The organism is Hydrocarboniclastica marina (assembly GCF_004851605.1).
GTDB lineage: Bacteria > Pseudomonadota > Gammaproteobacteria > Pseudomonadales > Oleiphilaceae > Hydrocarboniclastica > Hydrocarboniclastica marina.
Genome location: NZ_CP031093.1, coordinates 2,419,901 through 2,432,731 on the forward strand (window position 1 = coordinate 2,419,901; position 12,831 = coordinate 2,432,731).

The 12,831-nt window shown below is 59.4% G+C and carries 15 protein-coding genes; 7 read left to right on the forward strand and 8 right to left on the reverse strand.

The window, feature by feature from the left end:
• Positions 1 to 25: 25 nt before the first annotated feature.
• Positions 26 to 496, reverse strand: a complete 471-nt coding sequence (locus soil367_RS10710; protein ID WP_136549104.1) for a TlpA family protein disulfide reductase — start codon at positions 494 to 496, stop codon at positions 26 to 28.
• A 93-nt stretch (positions 497 to 589) separates the two neighbouring features.
• Here soil367_RS10710 and arsC point away from each other — a divergent pair, with 93 nt between their 5' ends.
• From arsC to tfpB, 4 genes are all read left to right on the forward strand, one after another.
• The gene (gene arsC / locus soil367_RS10715) at positions 590 to 949 is read left to right on the forward strand and encodes an arsenate reductase (glutaredoxin) (protein WP_136549105.1); all 360 of its coding nucleotides are present in this window, start codon (positions 590 to 592) and stop codon (positions 947 to 949) included.
• Between the two features lie 5 nt (positions 950 to 954).
• Positions 955 to 1,554 (forward strand): NAD(P)H:quinone oxidoreductase, encoded by a 600-nt coding sequence (gene wrbA / locus soil367_RS10720; RefSeq protein WP_136549106.1) that lies wholly within the window; start codon positions 955 to 957, stop codon positions 1,552 to 1,554.
• Positions 1,555 to 1,594: 40 nt separating this feature from the next.
• On the forward strand, positions 1,595 to 1,936 hold the full coding sequence (locus soil367_RS10725) for a DUF2069 domain-containing protein (RefSeq protein ID WP_136549107.1): 342 nt from the start codon (positions 1,595 to 1,597) through the stop codon (positions 1,934 to 1,936).
• Between the two features lie 98 nt (positions 1,937 to 2,034).
• Complete coding sequence (gene tfpB / locus soil367_RS10730; protein WP_136549108.1) at positions 2,035 to 3,801, forward strand: type IV pilus assembly ATPase TfpB; 1,767 nt, start codon at positions 2,035 to 2,037, stop codon at positions 3,799 to 3,801.
• An 86-nt stretch (positions 3,802 to 3,887) separates the two neighbouring features.
• On the opposite strand, the gene soil367_RS10735 is transcribed toward tfpB, so the two are convergent.
• The 7 genes from soil367_RS10735 to smrA form a co-directional block, all read right to left on the reverse strand.
• Positions 3,888 to 4,928: a DUF3080 domain-containing protein gene (locus soil367_RS10735; protein WP_136549109.1), complete on the reverse strand. Its 1,041-nt coding sequence runs from the start codon at positions 4,926 to 4,928 to the stop codon at positions 3,888 to 3,890.
• 6 nt (positions 4,929 to 4,934) lie between these two features.
• Entirely contained in the window at positions 4,935 to 5,177 is a 243-nt protein-coding gene (locus tag soil367_RS10740) for a YkoF family thiamine/hydroxymethylpyrimidine-binding protein (RefSeq protein ID WP_136549110.1), read from the reverse strand.
• 21 nt (positions 5,178 to 5,198) lie between these two features.
• The gene (mtnC, locus tag soil367_RS10745) at positions 5,199 to 5,903 is read right to left on the reverse strand and encodes an acireductone synthase (RefSeq protein WP_136549111.1); all 705 of its coding nucleotides are present in this window, start codon (positions 5,901 to 5,903) and stop codon (positions 5,199 to 5,201) included.
• A complete protein-coding gene (locus soil367_RS10750) occupies positions 5,903 to 6,457 on the reverse strand; it encodes a 1,2-dihydroxy-3-keto-5-methylthiopentene dioxygenase (protein ID WP_136549112.1) in 555 nt (184 codons plus the stop codon). Before soil367_RS10750 ends, mtnC begins: the two co-directional genes overlap by 1 nt.
• Entirely contained in the window at positions 6,454 to 7,080 is a 627-nt protein-coding gene (locus soil367_RS10755) for a methylthioribulose 1-phosphate dehydratase (RefSeq protein ID WP_136549113.1), read from the reverse strand. The genes soil367_RS10750 and soil367_RS10755 overlap by 4 nt, the downstream gene beginning before the upstream one ends.
• A gap of 144 nt (positions 7,081 to 7,224) precedes the next feature.
• Positions 7,225 to 8,316: an XdhC family protein gene (locus soil367_RS10760; protein ID WP_172962331.1), complete on the reverse strand. Its 1,092-nt coding sequence runs from the start codon at positions 8,314 to 8,316 to the stop codon at positions 7,225 to 7,227.
• Positions 8,282 to 8,863, reverse strand: coding sequence for a DNA endonuclease SmrA (smrA, locus tag soil367_RS10765; RefSeq protein WP_136549115.1), 582 nt, complete (start codon positions 8,861 to 8,863; stop codon positions 8,282 to 8,284). Before smrA ends, soil367_RS10760 begins: the two co-directional genes overlap by 35 nt.
• Positions 8,864 to 9,044: 181 nt before the next feature.
• Here smrA and soil367_RS10770 point away from each other — a divergent pair, with 181 nt between their 5' ends.
• From soil367_RS10770 to soil367_RS10780, 3 genes are all read left to right on the forward strand, one after another.
• Entirely contained in the window at positions 9,045 to 10,967 is a 1,923-nt protein-coding gene (locus soil367_RS10770; RefSeq protein WP_136549116.1) for a putative nucleotidyltransferase substrate binding domain-containing protein, read from the forward strand.
• A gap of 5 nt (positions 10,968 to 10,972) precedes the next feature.
• Entirely contained in the window at positions 10,973 to 11,689 is a 717-nt protein-coding gene (locus soil367_RS10775) for a 3'-5' exonuclease (RefSeq protein WP_136549117.1), read from the forward strand.
• Between the two features lie 208 nt (positions 11,690 to 11,897).
• Complete coding sequence (locus soil367_RS10780) at positions 11,898 to 12,758, forward strand: PA4780 family RIO1-like protein kinase (protein ID WP_136549118.1); 861 nt, start codon at positions 11,898 to 11,900, stop codon at positions 12,756 to 12,758.
• The last annotated feature ends 73 nt before the right edge of the window (positions 12,759 to 12,831 follow it).

The following is a 12,831-nucleotide window of genomic DNA, read 5'->3' on the forward strand; positions in this document are numbered from 1 at the left end:
CATTCGCCTTGCTGGCGGTAGCGCATTATTCCCAGCCCTCGCTGGAGGCCTGGATAACCGTCAGCAGCTCATTACGGGTCTGCGGGCCAAAGCGGGCTTCCACCACCTCTCCTGCCGGATTGACCAGGAAAGTTGCCGGAAGCCCGACAGGGTGATTCCAGCCGAAACGCGGCGCCGGGCTGTGGATCAGGTTCGGGAAGTTTATGCCCATCTTGCGGATAACGGCATTCAGCTCGTCACCCTCAAGTGAATCATAATTGACGCCAAGGACGGTTACCGCGGGATCACGGTCGAGCGCATTCAGCTCGGGAATCTCTTCGTAACAGGGCTTGCACCATTCAGCCCAATAATTCACCGCCAGCCACTGCCCTTCCAGATCAGCCCAATCGAGGGTGTCGCCTGAGGCCAGGCTGACCGGCTTATCCTTACCGCAAGCAGAAAGCAGCAGAATCAGTGCCAGTAGGGCCAGCGAGCGCGGTAAGCGTCGTCTCGTCATTGCTCATCCTTTGGAATCGTTCCGCACCACTTGGCGGCACAAACTGATAAACTCCGGCCACATCTAAACACCCAAGCCAAGCGGATGCTACCGATGCCCAGTGATATCACGCTTTATCATAACCCGCGCTGCTCCAAGTCCAGACAGGCTCTGGCCCTCCTGGAAGAGCGCAATGTGCAGCCGACTGTCGTGCGTTATCTCGAGACCCCGCCAACAGTAGAAGAGCTTCGCTCTCTGCTCGGCCAGCTTAACCTGACACCGCGGGACATCATGCGAAAGAAGGAAGAGCCATACAAGACGCTCGGGCTCGACGACGCCGACCTGGATGACAATGCCCTGCTTCAGGCCATGCACAACCATCCCATCCTCATAGAGCGGCCCATTGCCCATGGCAACGGCAAAGCCGCCGTGGGTCGTCCACCTGAAAACGTTCTTAAAGTTCTGGATCAGTGATGCCCATGCAAGACCAACCGTACATTCTGGTACTTTACTACAGCCGCGGCGGTCATACCCACGAGATGGCCATGCAGATTGCGCGCGGCGTTGCCCGGGTCTCGGGGATGACAGCGGAGGTACGCACTGTGCCCCGGGTGTCGCCCGTGACCGAAGCGACCGAGCCGGCCGTTCCTTCAAAAGGCGCGGTCTACTGCAGCCGGGAAGACCTGGCGAACTGCGCGGGTCTGGCCCTGGGCAGCCCTACCCGATTCGGCAACATGGCCGCGCCGCTGAAACACTTCATCGATGGTACCGGTGATCTCTGGTTGTCCGGTGCGCTCGAAGGCAAACCTGCCGGCGTATTCACGTCCACGGGAAGCCTCCATGGGGGTCAGGAAACGACCTTGCTGAGCATGGCCTTGCCCCTTATCCACCACGGTATGGTGTTGGCCGGACTCCCCTATACGGAAACTGCGCTGAATCGCACCAGCAGTGGCGGAACCCCTTATGGCCCCAGCCATTGGGCGGGGACAGATACCGAAAACCGACTGACTGCAGACGAAATCACGCTCTGCCAGGCCCTTGGTGAACGACTGGCGCGGCTGGCGCTCAAACTGGCCTGACGTGGCTTAACCACCTTTACCCTGATTTTTGGAGTATCCGATGTCTCGAACCGCACCTGTTTCCCATGTGGTTTCGCTGATTCTGTACGGGGCTATTCTCGCGCTTCTGGTCGTCACAACATTCTGGCCAGACCCCGTCGAAGGCGCATCTGTCTGGTTGATGCTGACCATAAAGCTGGTGCCACTGCTCATCCTGCTGCCCGGCCTGCTCAAGTCCCGCGGTAAAACATACCAATGGCTCTGTTTTATACTGATGATCTATTTCACGGACGCCGTAGTGCGCGCCTACCTCACTGGTTGGGCCTGGCCGCCTACTGTCATGACCGGTTTAACCGCAGGCCTGTTTGTATCGGCCATCGTCAGAATCCGTGCAATGCAATGATGTCCCGATGACGACGCCGTTCAGCTCCACGGAGCTGGCACGCATTCAAAACCCTTGATCGTCCGGCAAACCGGCCAATTCTGAACCAGGACCGTACAATGCCTCTGCCCCCGCCCCGCAAGGATCAGTTCCTGTCGCTTAGCGAGCTTTGCCACGCACTGGTCAGCCAGGGTCTTATTTCCCAGGACGCGGCAGAACAGCTGGTTAACGCGAACCTGGGCGGAGACCGGAAAAAGCGCCACCCACTTGAGCTGATCGCACGGGCGGAGCTGAAAAGCGAGGCAACGGGGCGGCCCCTGGATCTCGACCAGCTAACCCGGTGGCTCGCCACCTGGTCCGACCAGCCGTACTTCCACATTGATCCGCTCAAAATCGACGTCTCTGCGATTGCCCGCGTCATGTCTTACGCGTTTGCCCAACGCCACGAGATTCTCGCGGTTGAAATAAAACCGGACCACGTCGTAATTGCGAGTGCCCAGCCCTTCAAGAGCGACTGGGAAGATAATCTTCGCCATGTGCTGCGCAAGGACATTCGCCGGGTGGTGGCCAATCCCGCCGACATCAGCCGTTACACGGTTGAGCTTTACCAGCTGGCCAACTCGGTGAACAAGGCCAGCGGCGAAGCCGGGCAGCGCTACACGCAGAATTTCGAACAGCTGCTGGACCTGGGCGACAGCAGCCCGGATGCCAATGATCAGCACGTGGTGAGCATTGTCGACTGGCTACTCCAGTACGCGTATGACCAGCGCGCCAGCGATATTCATATCGAACCCCGGCGGGAGGTGGCCCATGTACGCTTTCGCATAGACGGCGTACTGCACACAGTCTACGACTTTCCCGCCGAGGTGGGGCTGGCGGTTGTTTCGCGGCTGAAAATCCTCGGCCGGCTCAACGTCGCCGAGAAGCGCAAGCCCCAGGACGGCCGGATAAAAACCCGCAAGCCCGACAACAGTGAAGTAGAGCTGCGCCTTGCCACATTGCCGACCGCATTCGGCGAGAAAATGGTCATGCGGGTTTTCGACCCGGAAGTCCTGTTGAAGTCATTCGAGCAGCTCGGTTTTTCACGGGACGACCGCGAGCGCTGGCAGGGCATGACGGGGCATCCCCACGGTATCGTGCTGGTCACCGGCCCGACGGGTTCGGGCAAGACGACCACCCTTTACTCTACCCTGAAGCAACTGGCCACTGACGAGGTCAATGTCTGCACCATCGAAGACCCCATCGAAATGGTCGAGCCCGCCTTCAACCAGATGCAGGTCAACCGCGGTATCGACCTGACGTTCGCCGGTGGTATAAGGGCGCTGATGCGCCAGGACCCGGACATCATCATGATCGGCGAGATAAGGGACGCGGAAACGGCGGAGATGGCGGTTCAGGCCGCCCTGACCGGTCACCTTGTGCTCTCCACACTCCACACCAATGATGCGCCCAGCGCCATCACGCGGTTACTGGAATTGGGCGTTCCCGCCTATCTGATCCGCTCGACACTGTTGGGCGTTATGGCACAACGCCTCGCCCGTGTGCTCTGCCCCGACTGCAAGGCGCCGACAGCCGTCGACCCCGAAGCCTGGCGTACGCTGACCCGGCCGTGGAAGGCGCCGGTTCCGGAAACGGTTGCCCAACCCATAGGCTGTCTCAACTGCCGTAACACGGGTTACCGCGGGCGCGCCGGCGTTTACGAAATTCTCCCCCTGGAAGGCGCCCTTCGCGACCGGATTACAGAATCCTGTGAGCTGGACGATCTCCGGCGTTCAGCTTATAAAGCCGGCATGCGTTCGCTGCGCCTGAGCGGCGCACAAAAAGTCGCGGCAGGCCAGACAACGATTGAAGAAATTCTGCGGGTTACGCCGGAAAGCGAACGTTAGGCGCAGCGATGGCCTTGCGGACGAGCGCCCTGCCCCTGGCCACCTGAAGCCGGGAATGTCATGCGGATCCGAAACGGCGATGAACGCTAAGCCTGCGGACGCATGCCGCACTGGTCGAGCAGTTCCTGCCAGCGTTCAGTATGCCGGCGGGTCGCCTCATCCAGGGCCTGCCAGATACTGTTCTTATCGCTTCCCAGGACTTCCGAGAAGAAAGCCGTCATGGCGGGGGTCGCGGCGTCCGCCTGAAGTGCCGCCAGCTCCCGAAGTGCGGGCACAATCCGCGCTTTCACACGCTGCACCTGGGCCATATACGGCTGTACCTGCTGCACGTAGATGTTGAAGAAGACATTGCGCATGATTTCCGCGTTGCGGTTAGGCTGCTTGCGCAGGCAAAGGGGTCTGCCTTCAAGACGCTTACCAAGCAGTTGTTCCGCGTCGTTAAGGCGGGCGGTCAACAACCTCGCGCTCTGCACAAGCCGGCCACCGACCGGCAGGCCTTGCCAGCGCTGGTGAATTTCGTTTATGGCGGGAAATAACACGGGCTTATCCCTCCGCGCTGTCTCACGCAACCAGTCATTAAGCCGGTTGAGATCAGTGGCAAGGGTAGTGAGTACATCGAGGTCAGGGTCAAGGGGAACATAGCCATGACCGCGGGAGAAAAAATCGGCAATTTCCTCGGTTCCCCACGTGGCGTTCCAGATGACCCGAGGTAGTGCTTCGCGCTTGGTGATGACAGCCTGGGCCAGTGCTTCGCGCAGCGCCGGGTCGGTGATGGTTGGCAGGCATTCCTCAGCCGCCGCAAGGAACCGGATTTCATAGCCCAGGCTTTGCGCGGGCTGCATGACACGGCCCAGTGCCGAATTCTTCTCGCCGACAATCTGCTGGAGCTCACAACCGTAGAGCGAGAAGAATTCGAGTAAGCCGATCTCGACCGCAGGAAGCTCTCTTACCCGGTCCCGGCGGCGCGGCAGGGTCGCGGTATCGGGTAGCTCGGCGGGTTCAACCTCAACGTCCAGTACCCGGGAAACCCGATCGATATAATCGTCCATCAGGCTGGATGGCCCGGACAGCGAATCACATCCCGTTAGCCCAACGACAAGCGCTGCCAGAAAAAACAACCTCAGCATGGGCGGTTATCGCCGGTCCCCCTCGATAAACTTGGCCACGAACGCTGCTTTACCATGCTTTTCGAAGGACCACTTCATCGTGTCGGCCAACACGTCCATGACCTGCTGATACTCACCAAAGATGTGAGTGCTCATCCTGTTGGGGCGAACCTCAACCTGAGACGCTTGCAGGCGGGCGATCAATTCTCTGATGACTGACTTATAGTCTTCAGTAAGTGGGTAGTGGCTGAGCTCTACCGATAACATCATAAAAGCCTCCTGGGCGGCGCTTTAATCCTGGAGCAGCAAGCGGTCGACCTCTGAGAAATCCCTGGCAACGGGCCGATCCCGGGCATCCATTGTCGAACCCGGGGAGTCCTCCGCACGCGCCAGCAGGCATGTACGCAGACCGACATCTTCGGCTGCATCCAGCTCAGCCGCAACGTCTGATAGAAACAGTACATGTGAGGGCTCTACGCCAAGATGCTCGAGAATGTTTCTGTAGGACTCAGCTTCTTTCTTGCCGCCCACCCGGGTATCGAAGTAGTCGCTGAAGAAGGGCGTCAGGTCGCCCGCAATGCTGTGTGTAAAGATCAGCTTCTGGGCCTCGACCGAGCCACTTGAGTAGACAAACAGCCGTAGGCCGCGATCGTGCCAGCGGCGCAGATAATCCGCAGCGTCCTCGTAGACATGGCTCTGAAAGTCGCCCCTTTCATAGCCATGGCGCCAGATCATGCCCTGCAGCAGTTTGAGTGGCGTGACCTTGCGGTCTTCGCGAATCCACCCTTGCAGGCTGGCCAGAAGGCTATCCAGGTCGTCCCGCTTGCAGCCGCTCTCTTGCGCCACCGAGTCCAGTGCTGCGCTTACAGCAGCTTCATATTGGTGCGCGCGTATAAATTCATCCAGATGCTCTGCCGCGTAGGGAAAGAGCACCTCATGCACGAAACTGATAGAGGTAGTAGTACCTTCCACATCCGTGAGGATGACCCGGATCATTATGCGCCCGCCAGCTTTTCGTAACGCGGAGTACGACTGGCAATGTCGTTACCGGTAAAATTGGCCACCCACCCCTCGGTGTTGGTAAATAACCGGATGCAGGTAAAGGAAGGTTCCGGCCCCATATCGAACCAGTGGGGAGTGCCGTCGGGTACGCTGATCAGGTCGTTCTTCTGGCAGAGCACCGCCAGAATTTCTTCGCCGATGTGCAGGTAGAAAAGACCCTGGCCACGCACAAAGAAGCGGACTTCATCTTCGCTGTGGCGATGTTCGTCCAGAAACTTCTGTCGGAGTGCCTCCTTCTGGGGGTTACCTGGCGACAGGCTGATCACATCCGCTGCCTGAAAACCGCTCTCAGCCTTGAGCTTCTGGACCTCCTCCGCGTATGCCTCAAGAATGTCCTCTGGAGCGGCGTCGTCCGGCATGGGCCTGGTCGCCCACTGCTCAAAGCGAACGCCACGGGCGTCGAGCTCCGATTGGATCTCGCCCACGTCCTCGGTGACGTAGCGCGGTACCCCGGGGGCATCCGCTGCAAAAATACTCAGTGTAGTCATCGAGCTAACCTCATCATTTCCAGCTCACACGCCAGAAGAAACTCCAACGCTTCGGTGTGTCGCAGACAATCCTCTACGGACGCCCCCCACGTATAAAGCCCATGTCCGCGGATAAGGTAACCGGGATACTCCATGTTTTCCGCAAAAAACTGCCGGGTTTCCTCGGCAAGGCTTGCGATATCCTGGCTGTTTTCGAATATGGGCAAACGAACCTGTGACTCGTGGGTCTCATGGCCGGGGAAAGCTTTTTGCAGCTCGTAGTCCTGCAAAACAATCTCGGTCCGGTCCTGCAGGGCGCGGCTCAATACGGTCGCCGCCAGAGAGTGGGTATGAATTACCGCACCTATGTCGGTAAACAACCCATAGAGCACCGTATGCAAAGCCGTTTCGGCTGATGCCCGCGTCGCGCTTTGCACCGGCCTGCCGTCCAGATCAACCACCATGACATCGCCGGCTTTCAGTTGGCCCTTATGGCGCCCGGAGACCGTAATGGCTATATGCTCTGCATCGATCCGCGCGGAATAGTTTGAACTGGTCGCAGGCGACCAGCCCCGCCCGTAAAGGAAGCGGCCCGCATCGACCAGGGCCTGCGCGGCTTGTGCATAATTTGTCACATCAATCACAGGTGATCCTCCTCAATGCATCCTTGATAAGCCTGCGGCCCCGGAGCGTCGGAAACTCAGCGTCATACCGCGACCTGACACCGGGCGTATGACAAAGCGCAGATTCAGATAAACATCAGGCCGGGTTGCGGCCGTGGCAGACAATTATAGAGACACTGCCCGTCTCATCAACCGATGCCGTTCGGCCAGTAACTGAGCCATAATTGCGGCAGCGATTTCGGCCGGTGTCTCGCTACCTATCTCAAACCCTATCGGCGAGTGCAACCGCGGCAACTGGTTTTTACCGACGCCGGCCTCGAACAGACGCTGGCGTCGGAGAGCGGCCGACTGCCGCGTGCCTAATGCACCAATATAAAAAGCGCTGCTCTGGAGCGCCGTCACCAGCGCCGGATGCTCGAGCTCAGGCGCATCGGTCAGCACGACCACGGCACTGCATGCGTCCGCCAAGCCACTTGCCAGAGCATCAGCCGGATCGCGTTGCTCAAGCTTTACCCCGGTTTCACCCCAACAGCGGGCGAACGCCTGCCGTGGCTCCACCAGAGTCACATCCAGACCACAGGCCGAAGCAAATAGCGCCAGTACCCGTGCAATCTCGCCCGCGCCGACAATGGTCAGACGTGTTGTCGGGTCCAGCTTGTGCCACAACGCCGCCGCGTCCAACTCAACCAGGGCCATCGGCCGGGGCTGTTCTATTGAAGCTGAACCGGAAACACGATCGACTCGCCGAATGAGGCGTTCACGTCTGCCCAAGCCTTCCTGCAGGCCACGAAAATGCTCAAGACTGCCAGCGGCCTCATGCCGCTCAATAACGAGTACGGTGCGACCTGGCCCGGCAAGGCAGTACTTCGCCTGCTCATCCGCCACCACGGTATGTTCAATGAGCTGCGGCCAGTTCTGCCCGCTGGCCCCGGTGCATGAGCGTTGCAGCAACTCGGCTTCAAGATTGCAGATCTGACCGTCATCTTTTTCGGCGGCATCACTGATACCCAGCAATGTACCCGGCGGGCACGCCATGCCCGGTGTATTCTCCACCACGGTAGCTAGCCAGCAACCATGTCCAGCCTCCAGCCAGCCAACTACCGCGTCGATCACATCAAGATTGGTCGTTCGCCCCGCGCTGCACACCGGCCCCGAATGCCGGGGTCCCAGGCGCTGTGGGTCGCCTTCGGCTGCCGCAGCCGAGGCCTGTGCAGAACGGAGTTCAGAGCGCGCCATGGAGTTCCCGATTATGCTCACGTGCGTCCTTGCTCTTACGGAGCATGACGTAGACCGCGCCTGTACCGCCGTGCCTGAGCTGAGCTGAATGGAACGCCATAACGTCAGGCAGCTCCGGCAACCATTTGGCGAGGTGGCTCTTGATCAGCGCCACGTTGTCAGGATTGCGTTCACCTTTACCGTGCAGAATAAGCACTGAGCGCACATCGTAACGCAGGCAGTCGCGTATAAAACCGAAAACTTCCTGTCGGGCCTGCTCGACGGTTTTGCGGTGCAGGTCCAGGCGTGCTTCCAAGGGATACTGTCCAAGACGCAGTTTACGATAGACACCGTTCTGCACGCCGTCGCGCTTGAAAGCCAACTCATCATGGGGGCCCAGCAGCTCGACGTGCGCAGAGGTGAGCGGGTTCTGGTCGGTCAGTTTTTCGCTGACAGCAGCACGCTGGCGCATCAGGTGTCCGGGCGTCAGCTCACGACTGGGCTGGACGTCGGCGCGCTCGGGCCTGCGCAGCGGCGCGACCCCTTTCATTTCCTCCAGAAACTTCTGCCGTTCTTCTTTCGTAGTCATAAGGCTACTCGGACTTTAGTCATCTGGCGTAACTATACCATCGGAGTTACAGTCTCGGAACGCAGCCAAAGCCTGGCTTCAGTTTCGGCCGTCAGGCGGCCTGTTCGTATGCAGGTGCTCGTGTCCACTGCGGGGGCTCCTGGTCCGGCGGATCAATCGTACGGGACATTGGTATAGTGCTATGAGCAAGAATGAGGTAAAGGCGCAGGAGCCGGTCAGGCAGAACGTCCATGGGCTTATGTCTTTTTTACAGCGGTTTTCGCCATTTTCCGACATGGACGAGTCGCACCTTGCCAGCTTCGTCACCCACTGCAGCCTGCAGTATTTTGCGGATGGCGATGTAGTCCTTGAGCCCGGTGGAAAGTCCGTGGACCAGTTGTATGTGGTCAAACAGGGGCGTATCCGGGGCGAACGGGATACCAATCAAGACGGTAAAATCGACACGACCTTCGAGATAAGCAAAGGCGAGTGTTTCCCGATGGCCGCGCTGCTCGGAGAGCGCCCAACCCGCACACTGCATCGCGCAGTCGGCGACACTTTTTGCCTGGTGTTACCCCGGGAACACTTTATCAGCGTTTTTGGGTTGAGTGAGGTATTCAGGGACTTCTGCTTGCGGGGAGTAAGCTCTCTGCTGGACCAGGTCACCCGCCAGATGCAATCGCGCTCCATGGAAAGCCTGGGCGCCAGTCACTCCCTCGACACACCCCTTGAGCACTTTGCCACCCGCTCTCCCATTACCTGCACGCCGGAGATGCCGGTCCATCAGGCGGTCGCACGCATGCACGACGAGAATGTGGGCAGCGTCGTGATAACCGATAGCAACAAGCGCCCCATCGGTATATTTACCCTGCGGGATCTACGCCGCCTGGTAGCCGCTCCCGGACAGGACCTGGGCGTGCCTATCGCTCAGGTTATGACCGGCGCACCGCATACCCTGCCGGAAACCGCGAGCGCATTCGATGCCGCTCTGGCCATGGCGGAGCATCACTTCGCCCATGTCTGTCTGATCAACGCGCAGGGCCAGATCAGTGGCGTTGTTTCTGAACGTGATCTTTTCTCCTTGCAACGGGTTCACCTGGTCCATCTTGCCCGCGCTATCGCAAGTGCGACCCGGTTGCAGACACTGGTGGGTCTTCAGGCTGAGATTGCAAATCTCATTCAGGGCATGCTCGCTCGGGGCGCCGCCGCAGGCCAGATACTACGCATCATCACAACACTCAACGATTGCACCGTTCGGCGTGTGATCGAGCTGAACCTGAACAAGGATGACCCTGGCGTTACGTTTACCTGGCTGATCTTTGGCAGCGAAGCCCGGCATGAACAAACCCTGCTGACAGATCAGGATAACGGCATCCTGTTCCAGTGCGCGCCAGGCCAGACAGAAGATCAGGCCCGCGCCGCTTTGCTGCCGTTGGCGAAAAGAATCAACAATGATCTGGCAGCCTGTGGCTTCTCCCTTTGCAAGGGCAATATCATGGCGAGCAACCCGGAACTGTGCCTCTCGGCGCAGGAGTGGCGCCAGTGGTACATGCGACTGATCGCGTCCTCAACACCGGAGAACCTGCTCAGGTCGTCCATTTTTCTGGATCTGCGTGCCGTCTGGGGCGATGTAAACCCCGTTGAGAGTATGTTTACCGAGATTCTTTCGACCGCCCGCAAGAACTCGCTGTTTCAGAAAATGCTGGCGACCAACGCGCTTCACAGCCGGGTGCCGCTTCACCTTTTTCGCGGCTTTGTCTTCGGACGCGGACCGGACAAGCGGCGCATCGACCTCAAGACCCAGGGTCTCACGCCGTTTGTGGACGCGGCGCGGGTATTCGCCCTCGCCCACGGCATCAGGGCGACCAGCACGCTGGAACGAATAGAATCCCTGACCGAAGCCGGGGTATTCGACGCCAGGGATGCCAATGCCTGGACAGAAGCCTACGGTTTGATCCAGCTCCTGCGCATGCAGAATCAGCAGCGCCAGGTGCATGAGCAAAAGGAATTGAACAACCGTATCAACATCGACAGCCTCAACCAGCTCGATCGCCGCATTCTGAGAGAAGCACTCCGGCAAGCCCAGCGGCTGCAGCAGACACTCGAGCGCGCCTATCCCGGCTGAGGAGCATGATGCTGCAGAAACTGATCGCCCGACTGCGAGGACGGCCCCTCAACTCCCCTCACGCCGAGGCTGCCAGCGAGCTGCCCGAGCCACTATCATTTGCGCAGGCGGGAAACTGGGAGCACAACCGACTGGTCGTGGTTGACCTGGAAACGTCGGGTCTGAACCTCAACAAGGATATCGTCCTCGCCATCGGCGCCGTCGCCGTCAACCATGGCCGCATTGACCTCGCTGATCAGTTTGAGTCGGTGCTGGCACAACCCGCAGGCCGGCCGGGAGAGAGTCTTCTTATTCACGGGTTGGGGCCCGATGCCCTCGAACAGGGCCAGCCACCCGAGGAGGCTTTGCTTTCGTTCCTGCGCTGGGCCGGCGACGCGGTGTTTGTGGCTTTTCACGCTCCCTTCGACCAACGTATGCTGCAACGGGCGCTGCAGGACCACCTCAGCCTGGACCGCAAGCCCCACTGGCTCGACCTCGCAGACGTCATGCCAACGCTGTTTCCCGAGGCAAAAGTAGAAGGTGGTCAACTGGACCAGTGGGTCGCGCATTTTGGACTGAATGTTGCTGAGCGCCATAACGCCTCAGCCGACGCCTTGGTAACCGCCGAGTTAATGCTGATAGCCATGCACGCGGCCCGCCGCCAAGGTATCATCGACCTGGCCGGATTGGAGCGCAAGGCCCGGTTGACCCGCCAACTGCGAGCCCAGCGCCATCGGTTCTGATGCCTTACTGCTTATCCGGCGATCCTGCGCCCGTCTATTCGGCGAGGCCAAGACAGCTCAATATGCGGTCCCGGGACCTTGCGGGAGAATTAACGGGCACGCGCAGAACTATAATCCCGAGGCCTGTATTGTTTACGTTGACGTCAAATAAGGGTACTGAAGGCTTTATGAATGTAATGAATGGTGTTTTGAACGTGCCGACGGCTTTATGAAGATCCCCAAGCGTTTACAGCCCCTGGTCGACGACGGCATGATCGACGAAGTGATCACCCAGTTGATGAGCGGGAAGGAAGCACAGGTCTATGTCGTGCGCTGCGGCGACACCCGGCGCTGTGCCAAAGTCTTCAAGGAAGCGCAGAAACGCAGCTTCAAGCAGGCGGTACAGTACCAGGAGGGCCGAAAAGTACGAAACAGCCGCCGGGCCCGGGCAATGTCAAAGAAAACCAAGTACGGGCAGAAGGAGCAGGAAAGCGCATGGCTTAACGCTGAAGTCGATGCGCTCTACCGCCTGGCCTCTGCGGGCGTACGTGTGCCCCAGCCTTTCGGCTTTGTCGACGGCGTGCTGCTGATGGAACTGGTATGCGATGCGGACGGTTCAGTTGCTCCGCGTCTGGACGACGTCACCCTCAGCCCCGAACAGGCCCTGGAATACCATGACCGCATTATCACCGAAGTCGTGCGCATGCTCAGCGCCGGGCTGGTTCACGGTGACCTATCGGAGTTTAATGTCCTGGTCGACGCCAGCGGCCCGGTCATCATCGACCTGCCCCAGGCAGTGGACGCAGCGGGCAACAACAATGCGGAGATGATGCTGGAACGGGACGTCGCCAACATGCGTAGCTATTTCGGCCGTTTTGCGCCCGAACTCCTCAAGACCAACTACGGCGGCGAGATCTGGTCCCTCTACGAGGCCGGCAAACTGCATCCGGACACCAAGCTTTCGGGCGTGTTCGAGGGTAATTCCGCGAGTGCCGACGTGGACGAAGTCATGGCGGTTATCGCAGCCGCACGTGAAGAGGAAGAAGAACGCCGGGAAAGAGCGCGCGCCGATGAAGAAGACGACGGCTGAGTAAACCCGGGTAGTAGGGGCTCCCCCCGCGACCCGCCCTGGTCCAGACAGCAAAAACCCCGCACAAGGCGGG

Excerpts from the sequence above, each read along its gene's own strand:
- soil367_RS10710 (WP_136549104.1), bottom strand. The coding sequence starts at position 496 with ATGACGAGACGACGCTTACCGCGCTCGCTGGCCCTACTGGCACTGATT.
- arsC (WP_136549105.1), top strand. The coding sequence starts at position 590 with ATGCCCAGTGATATCACGCTTTATCATAACCCGCGCTGCTCCAAGTCC.
- wrbA (WP_136549106.1), top strand. The coding sequence starts at position 955 with ATGCAAGACCAACCGTACATTCTGGTACTTTACTACAGCCGCGGCGGT.
- soil367_RS10725 (WP_136549107.1), top strand. The coding sequence starts at position 1,595 with ATGTCTCGAACCGCACCTGTTTCCCATGTGGTTTCGCTGATTCTGTAC.
- tfpB (WP_136549108.1), top strand. The coding sequence starts at position 2,035 with ATGCCTCTGCCCCCGCCCCGCAAGGATCAGTTCCTGTCGCTTAGCGAG.
- soil367_RS10735 (WP_136549109.1), bottom strand. The coding sequence starts at position 4,928 with ATGCTGAGGTTGTTTTTTCTGGCAGCGCTTGTCGTTGGGCTAACGGGA.
- soil367_RS10740 (WP_136549110.1), bottom strand. The coding sequence starts at position 5,177 with ATGATGTTATCGGTAGAGCTCAGCCACTACCCACTTACTGAAGACTAT.
- mtnC (WP_136549111.1), bottom strand. The coding sequence starts at position 5,903 with ATGATCCGGGTCATCCTCACGGATGTGGAAGGTACTACTACCTCTATC.
- soil367_RS10750 (WP_136549112.1), bottom strand. The coding sequence starts at position 6,457 with ATGACTACACTGAGTATTTTTGCAGCGGATGCCCCCGGGGTACCGCGC.
- smrA (WP_136549115.1), bottom strand. The coding sequence starts at position 8,863 with ATGACTACGAAAGAAGAACGGCAGAAGTTTCTGGAGGAAATGAAAGGG.
- soil367_RS10770 (WP_136549116.1), top strand. The coding sequence starts at position 9,045 with ATGAGCAAGAATGAGGTAAAGGCGCAGGAGCCGGTCAGGCAGAACGTC.
- soil367_RS10775 (WP_136549117.1), top strand. The coding sequence starts at position 10,973 with ATGATGCTGCAGAAACTGATCGCCCGACTGCGAGGACGGCCCCTCAAC.
- soil367_RS10780 (WP_136549118.1), top strand. The coding sequence starts at position 11,898 with ATGAAGATCCCCAAGCGTTTACAGCCCCTGGTCGACGACGGCATGATC.